Here is an 11,361-nt window from a genome sequence, read left to right as displayed (position 1 = left end):
TTCTTTTGATAAACGCTTTATAAAGGCTTCGTCTATCTTCATAATTTTATGTTCCTCTACCGTTCTATCTTCGTTTAAAGGAAGGATGACCGGACGAACAAAATCGCTAACGCGACTTCATCACGCCCCAAGTATAGATTAATCACTTAGGGCGTTTCTCGCTTCGCGCATTGTGCCGTTACAATACGGACATACAACTTCTACTTCTTCTCCTTCGGATAAACCATATGCAAACTCATCCACCACAAAATCAGGAACCTCATCTTCCTTACCACAGTCCAAACATTTAAATATCACAAGTACATCTTCTTCCATCAAAAAAGGATCTTCTTCTCCTTCTTTCAACCAAGGAAGTGTATCATTATTTTTATCCAGCTCTTTTCCTGATGACATCGCAATTCCCCCTGTATTTAATGATGTTCATTCCATTCATGTAATGAAATATGTATCCATAATCGGAATGCCAAATCTCCGCTAGTTCCATCTCATGATGACAATGAGAGCAGATAATGGGATCATTTCCAAATGCTTCTATCATACGTTGCCTATAGGTCTTCTTACTTTTCTTCTTGAAATTGTTAGAGACTATGAACTCACACCATCTTCCTTGGATCAAGTTGTGGGCGCAAGAAAGACGCAGAACTTGTGGCAAAAGCATTTGCATCTGTTTCAGGTGACTTACGCAAACTACGATTATTTCATACAGACCGGGGATCAGAGTTTAAGAACAAACTAATCGATCAAACGCTGCATACGTTCGGCATCGAGCGTTCTTTGAGCATGAAAGGGTGTCCGTATGATAATGCTGTTGCAGAAGCTACATTCAAGACGATTAAGACCGAATTTGTAAGGCAATACGTGTTTGAGACGCTGGATGATCTCGATCGAGAGCAGCGAGATTATGTTCATTGGTTTAACACCAAACGTCTACACAGTACACTTGGATATAACAGTCCAATTGAGTACAAGATAGCCCTTTAAAAATTTGTCTAATTTAGTGTTGCCATTCCAATAAGATCTATCTTACACGAGAGAACAGACGTTACTGCAAAAACTTAGTATCCGCTTCTCTGGTCCAAAGTTAGGTCGTCCTTCCAAAAACGCATGTAAAACACAAAAGAAGATTGAGAAGCAAGATGCTGCTCAGAGAAATGCCATTGAAGGAAAATTTGGCGAAGGCACACGCACTTATGGCCTTGGTCTTATTCGAGCACGCCTTTAGAGCACCAGTGAAACGGTCATTTCTCTCCAAGTGCTTGTGATAAATCTTTCGAGGGTACTTCGAGACATTCTTTTTTTGGCTTTTTTCCTGGATTCAGAATCTGAATCCACAATATCGATTAAAATGATGTGCTATGGTGGAGTCCATTCAGTAGCACCTACTTAACGATGCACAAAAAGCCATGGCAGAGATGATTTTTTCCATGGCTATCCTGTATAAAGTTTCCTATGAAAGTAGTGGTCTGCACAACGCTTCTCCCAGCTCAAAATGTCGGGCGAAATCGTTATTTCTAACCAAAAAGAAAGTTCGCCAAGCAATGGTGAAGCATTGGCTACACCAACTATCCAACTCTAGTGTTTAGTATCCCCAATATTGGTCATATTTTAGGATGGTCGGAGCGACCCTAAGTACTTTCTTCAACAATAGTTTCATTTATAATGCTCACTATTCTTTCCATATTATGATTTAAAAAAAAATGATCACCTTCCAAATGATACATTTTAAAACCTTTACAAGTATGATCTTTCCAGACCAAAAGTTTTTCCAAAGCGATTGTGTCTTGTTTTCCGTTTAAGATTGAAATGTTACATTCAATCTTATTTGCCTTCTTTTCATATACATAGTTTTCAATCATTTTAAAATCACTCCGGATCATCGGGGTAACCAGTTGCATTAGTTCTTGATTATCCATTAATTCCTGTGGGGTCCCCCCCAAACCGATTACCTTGTCGATAAAATCACTGTCGGACAAAGTATGGAGCTTCTCCCCTACTCTAGTGACATTGGGAGCGCTATACCCTGAAAAAAAGATATGAGTTGGTTTCCTAAGATTTAGATTGCTTACTTTATAATAGAGCTCATAGGCTAGTATACTCCCCATACTGTGCCCATAAATGGCATAAGGATTGTTTTCTATTTCCTCTCTATTATTCTCAAAAATGTCATTCACAGCTTCTTGTACATTTTTATAGAGGTTTTCATCAGATCGCCTTCCTCTTCCTTTTAACTCTATCGGAATCAAACGAATTGAGTGGTGTAAATGACTTCTCCACTTAAAATATATAGATCCTGAACCTCCCGCGTATGGTAAACAAAACAATATCATGAGTTTTTTCTCCTCTAAATAACAGCTTAGAATAGGTGGAATGGCAACACTAAATTGGACAGATTTTTAAATGGCTTGTTTATACTCAATCGGGCTGTTATACCTAAGTGTGCTGTGTAACGTCGTGTGTTAAACCAGTGAACATAATCTCGTTGCACCCGGCATCCTTTCATACTTAAAGATCGCTCAATACCAAATGACTGATAGTTTTAGGAGAGAGCGAGACCGGCGCGACTTGACATTGAGCCTCCGCGGGCATGTTTCTCTCGCCAAGAGCCAAGCAATGATGAAGCATTGACTACACCAACTAGGATAACATGCCCGCCCTCAATGTAAAGTCGCTTAGTTTGGAACTTCCTAGTCTTTCGGTATATATCCCCTAAAACTGGATTCTTATCCCGCTCCCCCTCATCATTATTGTCCAGTTAAGTGTAACCCATCCAATGCGAAATGTGCACGTTAAAAAATTCTCATTTGTTCTCTATATACCAACAGTCTCTTCCTTATTATCAGCTGAATCAATCGTCTTGTCTAGTAATCGACCCTCAATACCTCTAAACTTTTTGTTAAATAAAAATAAAGTTGTTATCAAAATGATGAAGATACCTGCCATAATAATAATAAAAGCAGCACCTCTCCCTTCACCAGTACCAATTATCGCCCCGACTGTATTGACTAAAATATTATCTTCTGATCGAAATAACGGTTCGAATATGTTGTCAGATAGAGGACCAGTTATGACAAATGCCAATGGTAAGGTAGACCATGCTACCGATCCTCTAATCGCAAAAACACGCCCTTGAATATCTGGGGATACTGTAGCAATCCACAATGCCTGACTACACCCTGCCATAACAGATCCGCAAAACATTGCACCAAATAACGCAAACCCTATTGACCATAGATTCGGTAACAATCCAACCCACACTACAAGCAATCCTTGAATGACACCAAATATCACAATCATATTTATTTTTCCTTTTTTAGGGCCTCCCCAAAAGCTAATCAGCATACTTCCACCCAACATACCAACTCCTGATGCTGACATAATGTACCCTAAAGATTGAGAATTAGAGAACCCTAAAACTAAAGGGGTCACTAAAGATTCCAAAGTTCCCACCGATAAATTCACACACATGAAAAATACTAGCAGCCATACTAAACCACGTAACCCAAATAAATATTTAAAACCATCCCTCATTTCTTGTATAAAATTGAGGTTCTGAGTACTTTCTGGTTTTGCTTTTGACATTTTCACCATCAAAATACTGATTACTGCAACGGAATACGTAACAAGATTTAATATTAACACACCTTTTACTCCTAAAAGTTCTAAAAAAACAGCGCCTAAAAGCGGACCTAAAAGTTTAGAGAAGGTCTCACCAGCTTGAAGTAGACCGCCCGCTCTCCCAAAATGCTGCTTGGGAACCAATAGACTGACAGAAGAATAATATCCAAGCCATTGAAACGCCTTAAAAACTGAGTTAATACCAACTGCTAAATAAATATACCAAATCTCAAGCTGTCCTACAAATACGATTGTAACTAAAGAGAAAGCGATAACTGCTCCTGCAATATCACAAATCAACATAACTTTTCGTTTATTCCATCTATCAACAAAAACACCTGCTACAGGTGAAAGGATAATATCCGGCAATAATGCGAAGAAAGCAATTAAAGCATACGCTGTGACCGAGCCAGTTTCGATATACACCCATACTCCTAATGCAAAACTTGTGATCCCTATCCCTACTATTGAAAACACTTGCCCAATCCACAATATTAGAAACATCTTCATTTCCTTTATCACACTCAAAAACATAACGAAATCACCTCCAATAATTTACTACTTAAATAAACTATAAACCTAAACATTGGAAAACTGGAATGGGAACACTAAATTGGACAAATTTTTAAAGGGCTAGCTTATACTCAATTAGACTGTTATATCCAAGAGTACTGTGTAAACGTCGTGTGTTAAATCAATGAACATAATCTTGCAGCTCTTTACCGAGGTCATCTAGCGTTTCAAACACGTATTGCCTTACAAATTCGGTTTTGACCGTCTTGAATGTAGCTTCTGCAACGGCATTAGCATCCTTTCATGCTCAAAAAGCGTTCGACGCCAAACATACGAAGCGTTTGATCGATCAGTTTGTTCTTAAATTCTGATTCTCTGTCTGTATGGAATAATTGTAGATTGCGTAAATCACCTGAGACAGATGCAAATGCTTTTGCCACAAGGTTCGCGTTTTTTTTGTTCCCACAACTTGACCCAATGATCTCACGATTGAATAGATCGATCAGCACGCAAATATAATGAAACTGATTTGCCACACGTACATAGGTTAAATCGCTGACAATGACTTTCTTTTCTGTTGGCGACTGTATAAATGGAGACCAAACCCTGTTCACGCATCATTCGTGCCATGCGACGGCGAGAGACTCGAATACCTTCTTTTTGTAGGGCGGCCTTCATCCTTCTTGTACCATAAGTACGGCGATTATCGTGAAAAATATCGACAATACGAGCAGTAATAGGATCTTCAGCTGGCCGTTCTTTTGACACATAGTAGTATGTGCTTCTTGGGAGTTGTAGAACGCGACACATTGCCGACACTGAGTATTTGTGGATATTTTGTTTGATCACATCTACTTGCGTCCTAGTATCAGCGCGGCTTGCTTTAAAATATCATTCTCCGTCTCCAGATACTTATTTCTCTTACGTAGCTCAATCAGCTCGGTTTCTTCAGGGCTGCGATTATCCTTTGCTTTAAAGGAGCCTGATGTCTTGCTTTGTTTGATCCATTTATCTAGGGATGATGGCATGAGATCATAGTCTTGAACGATTTCTGCTCGTGGTTTCCCATTGCGATTAGTTGAACCATTTGTGCCTTAAATTCAGCAGTAAACTGCCTTCTTGGACGTTTCTCCATCCATAATCATCTCCTTAACTGGTAGGATTTGAGAGAGAGCGAGACCGCCGCAACTTGACATCGAGCCTCTACGGGCACGTTCCACTCGCCAAGAGCCAAGCTATGATGAAGCATTGGCTATACCAACTAGTCTAACATGCCCGAACTCAATGTAAAGTCGCTTAGTTTGGAGCTTCCTAGTTTTTCGGTAAATATCCTCTGAAACTGAATTCCTGTCCGCTTCCCTCATCATTATTGTCCAGTTGAGTGTAGCCCATCCAAACCACTACGTCCCAAGTATAGATCAATCACTCTAGATAACAAAAATCAGATTTTTTTAGTTGATTTACCTTTAACATCATCGAAAGCTCTTCACGGGAAAATGTTGCAAATTCGTTTATTAAATTCTCGAGTTTATTTAATAAGTTCCTAGCCTCAGCCCGTTTAATAAGATTTTTATTGTACACCAATTTTATGGACATCGTTTCCCCTGGATTTACTACAATCGATACCGGATAAGGACTAACACCAAAACCTTCCACCAAGTCAAAACGCAACCTACTTTCTGGTTTTCTGGGGAAGTTTTGGAACAATACAACTGACTTGAATGGTGAATCACCTAACATATGCTGTTGACACAAATAACCGTCTTCTCTAATATCAAGATTATTCTTCTGTATCTCTTCTAACCAAGACAAGAGCAATACATCGCCATCAAAGTTTACTCTCAGTGGTAAAGTATTGATGCATAACCCTGTAATCTCATTAACATATCTTAAAGATTCTGGTCTCCCTGATGTTGTAATCCCTATCACAACTTCTGACTTGCTATCTTCCTTCATCACAATTGCCCATAATCCTTGTATGAGCGTGTTTAGAGTTAATTTATTTGTTGTCAAAACGTGTTGGATTTCGCTTCTTATCTCCCTCGTAATTGTGATACTCGTCTCTTCGTAGCTATTTTCAGCATAAAGATCTTCATTCGTAAAGGATTTACTACTCGATCCAGGAACAAGATTCTCCAAGTCATCACTTGTTGGTTTTTTTAACTCATCAAGCCACTTCAAATAACGTTTAAAACTTCTTTGTTTGTCTAAAGTTATTTCCGTGCCCTCAACCAATGATTGATACACATTTAAAAACTCATTAAAAATAATTGAAAGCGACCAACCATCAAGTAATAATTGATGAAAAGACCACAAGAGTCTATATTCCTTGTCATTAATTTTATAGAGAAAAACTCTCATTAAAGAAGGATCATCCAAACTATAAGCATTTTTTCTATCGTCTATCATTAGTTTTTCTAATTCCTTACTTCTTTCCTCAGAGGATAGATGAACCCAATCTTCATATTGAAACTTTAAATCTACTTCCTCATGTACAATTTGTGTCCATGCTCCTCCTATTTCCCCGAATGATGTTCTTAATATATCATGTCTGCTCACTACCGACTCCCAAGCTCTTCTGAATGCGTCTATGTTGACACTATGCAATACTTTAACATGGAATTGCTGTAAATGACAAATGGAATTTTTGTACCGCAAAGAATGCCTTATCATTCCTTCTTGCATTGGTGTTACTGGATAAAGGTCTTTTAAATTCCCGCTGTGATTCAATGTATCTATCGTTTTCTGGTTTACTTGAACTAGTTCATAGTCAGCAGGAGTTTTAACTTTAGTTTTCATGTTTCCGCTTATACAGATGATACTTTTTATAGACTCCAAGTATAATAAACCCCATGATTCGATCGATTTGTCTGAGTAATGATTACCACTGTAATCCCAAATAATGTTTAGTTGTCCGGACTTAACATACACATTCACATCAATTACATAATCTCTGACATTGTTTTTGCCTCTGTCCTTACCTTTGTATCCATCATGCAAAGATACATATTTCGCTTTATTGATTTGATCCAATTGCCCCAAGTAATTGAAGCATATCTCTCTATTTGAATCATCTTCACTTGCAATTGCTCCACTTAAGTACTTCAAAAGACCAAATCCAATACCATTATTCGGTATTGATCGATGAATGTTTTTAACATATTTAAGGTTATCTAACTGACTATCAGATATTCGATTCATATCAAAGGATACGGGGTGTATAGAAGTGAACCAACCAACTGTACGAGATAAATCAATATTATCTATGATCTCTTCTCTTCCGTGCCCTTCTAAATCTAGTACTAGCCTGGACCTATCGCTCCAAATTTTATACGCATGTGCAAAAGCAGCCAATAGTACTTCACTTATCTTAGTGTCTAAAACAGATGGTAACTCCCTTATAAGCCTATTAGTGCTACTCTTGTCCAAAGAAAAAGATAGTTTTCGTAAAGAAAGCTCCGTATTATCTTCACTACTATAATCTTTCGGAATAGCTTCTTTAGTAAGAACGACGTCTTCCCAGTAAGATAACTCACCCATAACATCCTGCATAATTGAGTATTCCTTTAGCCTGTGCGCCCACTCTTTAAACGAAGTCGTTTTCTTAGGGAGATGTAAAATCTCCCTATTGTTTATTTGTCCGATCAACTGATCAATATCTTCTAATAACACTCTCCAAGAAACACCATCCACAACTAAGTGGTGAATAACGATAAATAAAAACTTTTTATTAGGAAATCCAAGGAAAACAGCCTTTAACATTGGGCCTTCAAAAATGTTTAACGATTGTTGTACCCTATCAATCACATCCTTTACTTCTTGTGGAAAGGTATCATCACTATTTAATTCTTTATGTGAATAATACTCTTCTACGATATCTGCACTCACGCTCGAATTAATCTTGGCTACTTCATAATCCCCCAATGGAAAAATCATCCTCAATCCGTCATGATGACTTATCAACTTATCAACTATTTGCTTTATATCTCCACCGCTAATAAAGGGAGGCAATTTTAACAACACTGACTGATTGTAATGCGAAGGCTCATTCCTTGTATAATTAAAAAACCATGATTGTATAGGGATTAACGGGAACTCTCCACTTACGATCCCTTGGTCAACCTCATTTATATCTGTACATTCTAAATGAACTGACATTTCTCTGATTGTCTGATGTTTAAATAACATTTTCGCAGTTAAATCAACTCCCTTCTCTCTAGCTTTAGAAATAATCTGGATACTTAAGATCGAGTCTCCACCTAATTCAAAAAAGTTATCTTCTACACCCACATTAGGAACGTCTAATACATCTGACCATATTTCAGCAAGCTTTGTTTCTATTTCACCTTGGGGTAAAATACTCTTAATTTCACTCATTGTACGCGGACAAGGTAATAAGTTCTTATCAACTTTACCGTTCGCATTTTTTGGTAGGTACTTTAATGTTATGATCTGTGAGGGAATCATATATGAAGGTAAAATGTCCGCTAATCTTTCTTTTATCTTACCTTCTTCTTCTATAGACACAACGTATCCTATCAATCTTGTTTTATTATCTTGCTGGTGAACAGTTACATAAGCTTGTTTCACATTACATAAGCCCTCTAACACATTCTCTACTTCCCCTAGCTCTATTCTATATCCTCTAATTTTTACCTGATCATCTATTCTGCCCAAAAACTCAATATTTCCATCACTCCTGAAGAGAGCTAAATCCCCTGTTTTATAAACCCTTTCCCCCTGATTAAAATTAGGATATATAAATTTCTCTTCCGTTAAATCAGGTCTATTTAAGTAGCCTTTAGATAATCCTACCCCACCAATTAATAATTCTCCAGGAACTCCAGGAGGGAGTAAGTAGTTGTTTGAGTCAACAATATAAGCTCTCATGTTCCCTATAGGTACTCCAATGGGGACGTTCCTATTATCCACAAAAGCTCCCGCTTCAAAAATTGTGACAGTTACTGTAGTCTCTGTCGGACCGTATGCATTCATCCACCTCACATCGGGATACATCCCTTTCCAAACCTTTAAAGCTGCAGCGGACACGCGTTCCCCTCCAACAACCATAAGATTGATATTATTATGAATTTTTTTATCCGATTGACTTAAGAAGTTTACCCACTCACGCCAATAAGCTGTAGGTATATTCAGAATCGAAATTTCCTCCCTATTAATCCATGATAAAAAATTATCATAATCATTAATGATGTTCTCAGTCCTCATTACTAACGTCGCACCGCTTATTAACGTCGGAAATATCTCTTCAACTGAGATATCGAAGCTAAGGGAACTGAATTGCAATACTCTTTCATTAGGGCACAGATTGAACTTCTCTATGATTGACAAGTTATGATTAATAACTGCTTGATGTTGTATCAGAACGCCCTTTGGCTTGCCTGTTGAGCCAGATGTATAGATTACATAAGCTATATCTTCGGAATTGTTAACGCTTCTCAGGTTGTTGTGTGGGTATGTTGTTGCTACTTTTTCTACCTCATTAATATCCAAATGCTCTCCCTGAAAATGATCAATCTTGTTCCTTTCATTATCGATAATAACCATATTGAGCTCTGCATCATTTACAATATGTTCTTTCCTTTCTATTGGATACATTGGGTCAATCGGCACATACGCAGCACCAGCTTTCAAAATGGCTATTTTTGCGATAATAGCCTCAATTGATCTATTAACGCTGATTCCAACTAATTGATTGGGTTTTACTCCTTTGTCCATTCTTAAGTAGTATGCAATTCGATTACATCTTTTATTCAGCTCATTGTATGATAATGTGCGATCACGAAATTTTATAGCCACTTTATTCTGGTTTCTAATTGCAGATACTTCTATTAATGATTGTAAACTTTTTATCTGAGGAAAGTCCCAATTCGTATTATTCCATCTTTCGATACATTGCAACTCTTCTTCATTTATGATTGGTAACTCACATAGTTTTTGATCAGGATGATTGATAATCCCCTTACATAACGTTTTAAAGTGATTTATCATCCTGTTTATTGTCGTTTCCTCATATATATCTGAACAGTATTCAAATAAAAAGCCCAGGGTCTCTGACTCATCTTCAAATGCTGACAATGACAGATCAAACTTCGAAGAAGAAGAAACAATCGGAACATACTGGATTTCAATATCTCCAAATGCGCGCTCTAGCTTAGAAGCATCTTGCATTGTAAACATCACTTGAAATAACGGATTGTAACTTAAATTGCGCTCAGGAGCTATCTCTTCTACAATCTTTTCAAAAGGTAGATCTTGATTGCTATATACTGAAAGAACCTCCTCTCTCACAGTACTAACAAGTTGCCTATAAGTCATATCATCATGGAATTTTGTTCTTGTTACAACTGTATTAGCAAAAAATCCTATCAGATTCTCTATTTCTTCAATATTTCTACCTGCAATTGGTGAGCCTACTACAATATCATTACTACGAGAATATTTCTGAATCATGACTTTAAATATTGCTAATAGAGTAATATAAGAGGTCGCTTTTGTTTCTCTGGACATCCTTTTTATATCTCTGGTCGTTTCTTTAGAAAATGAAAATTTAATTGTTTCACCTTTATAACTTTGAACAGAAGGACGGGTTTTATCATAGGGTAGTTCAAGCAATGCCGGAGCTCCCTTTAACTTTCCCTTCCAAAAATCCAATTGGAGATCAAACTTCCCGTTTGTAACTTGTTTCCGTTGCCAATCCGCATAATCACCATACTGAATAGATAATTCCGGTAATGTTTCACCTTGATAAAGTCTAAATAACTCGTTCATGAACACTCCAATTGACCAACCATCTGAGATAATATGGTGCATATTCATAAACATGTGATGCTCTTTGTGATTATTTTTAATGAGAACTACTTTAAATAAAGGCCCCGTCGACAAACTGAAAGATTCTTCTACTAGTTGCTGTAGCGTTTGTTGAAATAATTCTGTGTCAATACTGCAATCTATATAATAAACCTTTGATTCTACTTGTTTTTTAACAAGTTGTTGTAACTCCCCATTTTTTAAAGAAAAACTCGTCCTCAATATCTCATGTCTGTCAACTAGTTGCTTCAAAGCAAAGTCCAACTTTTCAATACTGAGCTCTTTGTTTATCTTAATTAACTGGGGCATATTATAAGAAGGCGTACCACCACTATCCATATTTTCTAGAAACCAAATACGTTGTTGCTGAAAAGAAGCTGGAAACTTAATTACTTTTTCACTCAA

Annotated in this window: 4 protein-coding genes and 3 pseudogenes; 2 read left to right on the top strand and 5 right to left on the bottom strand. The window is 37.3% G+C overall.

Annotation, left to right across the window (positions count from 1 at the left end; all coding sequences use genetic code 11):
• Positions 1-138: 138 nt before the first annotated feature.
• Positions 139-393 carry a hypothetical protein gene (locus tag BLT29_RS10600; RefSeq protein WP_090776297.1) on the bottom strand — a complete coding sequence of 85 codons (255 nt, stop codon included), beginning with the start codon at positions 391-393 and terminating at the stop codon, positions 139-141.
• A gap of 213 nt (positions 394-606) precedes the next feature.
• On the opposite strand from BLT29_RS10600, the pseudogene BLT29_RS10595 reads away from it, so the two are divergent.
• A pseudogene (locus BLT29_RS10595) lies at positions 607-981 on the top strand (transposase); the annotation flags it as partial.
• 26 nt (positions 982-1,007) lie between these two features.
• Positions 1,008-1,387: pseudogene (locus tag BLT29_RS10590) on the top strand (transposase); the annotation flags it as partial.
• A 238-nt stretch (positions 1,388-1,625) separates the two neighbouring features.
• On the opposite strand, the gene BLT29_RS10585 reads toward BLT29_RS10590, so the two are convergent.
• The 4 genes and pseudogenes from BLT29_RS10585 to BLT29_RS10570 all read right to left on the bottom strand — a co-directional run bounded on the left by BLT29_RS10585 (position 1,626) and on the right by BLT29_RS10570 (position 11,361).
• Positions 1,626-2,327 (bottom strand): thioesterase II family protein, encoded by a 702-nt coding sequence (locus BLT29_RS10585; RefSeq protein WP_090776295.1) that lies wholly within the window; start codon positions 2,325-2,327, stop codon positions 1,626-1,628.
• 481 nt (positions 2,328-2,808) lie between these two features.
• On the bottom strand, positions 2,809-4,149 hold the full coding sequence (locus BLT29_RS10580; RefSeq protein WP_090776294.1) for an MFS transporter: 1,341 nt from the start codon (positions 4,147-4,149) through the stop codon (positions 2,809-2,811).
• 91 nt (positions 4,150-4,240) lie between these two features.
• Positions 4,241-5,263 (bottom strand): annotated as a pseudogene (locus BLT29_RS10575) (IS3 family transposase).
• A 287-nt stretch (positions 5,264-5,550) separates the two neighbouring features.
• Positions 5,551-11,361 (bottom strand): non-ribosomal peptide synthetase, encoded by a 5,811-nt coding sequence (locus tag BLT29_RS10570; protein ID WP_090776293.1) that lies wholly within the window; start codon positions 11,359-11,361, stop codon positions 5,551-5,553.

The organism is Shouchella lonarensis, assembly GCF_900096965.1.
GTDB classification, from domain to species: domain Bacteria; phylum Bacillota; class Bacilli; order Bacillales; family Bacillaceae_D; genus Shouchella; species Shouchella lonarensis.
Note: the sequence above shows the minus strand (reverse complement) of the source record. Positions and strands in the feature narration are given on the sequence as shown.

Excerpts from the sequence above, each read along its gene's own strand:
- BLT29_RS10600 (WP_090776297.1), bottom strand. The coding sequence starts at position 393 with ATGTCATCAGGAAAAGAGCTGGATAAAAATAATGATACACTTCCTTGG.
- BLT29_RS10585 (WP_090776295.1), bottom strand. The coding sequence starts at position 2,327 with ATGATATTGTTTTGTTTACCATACGCGGGAGGTTCAGGATCTATATAT.
- BLT29_RS10580 (WP_090776294.1), bottom strand. The coding sequence starts at position 4,149 with ATGTTTTTGAGTGTGATAAAGGAAATGAAGATGTTTCTAATATTGTGG.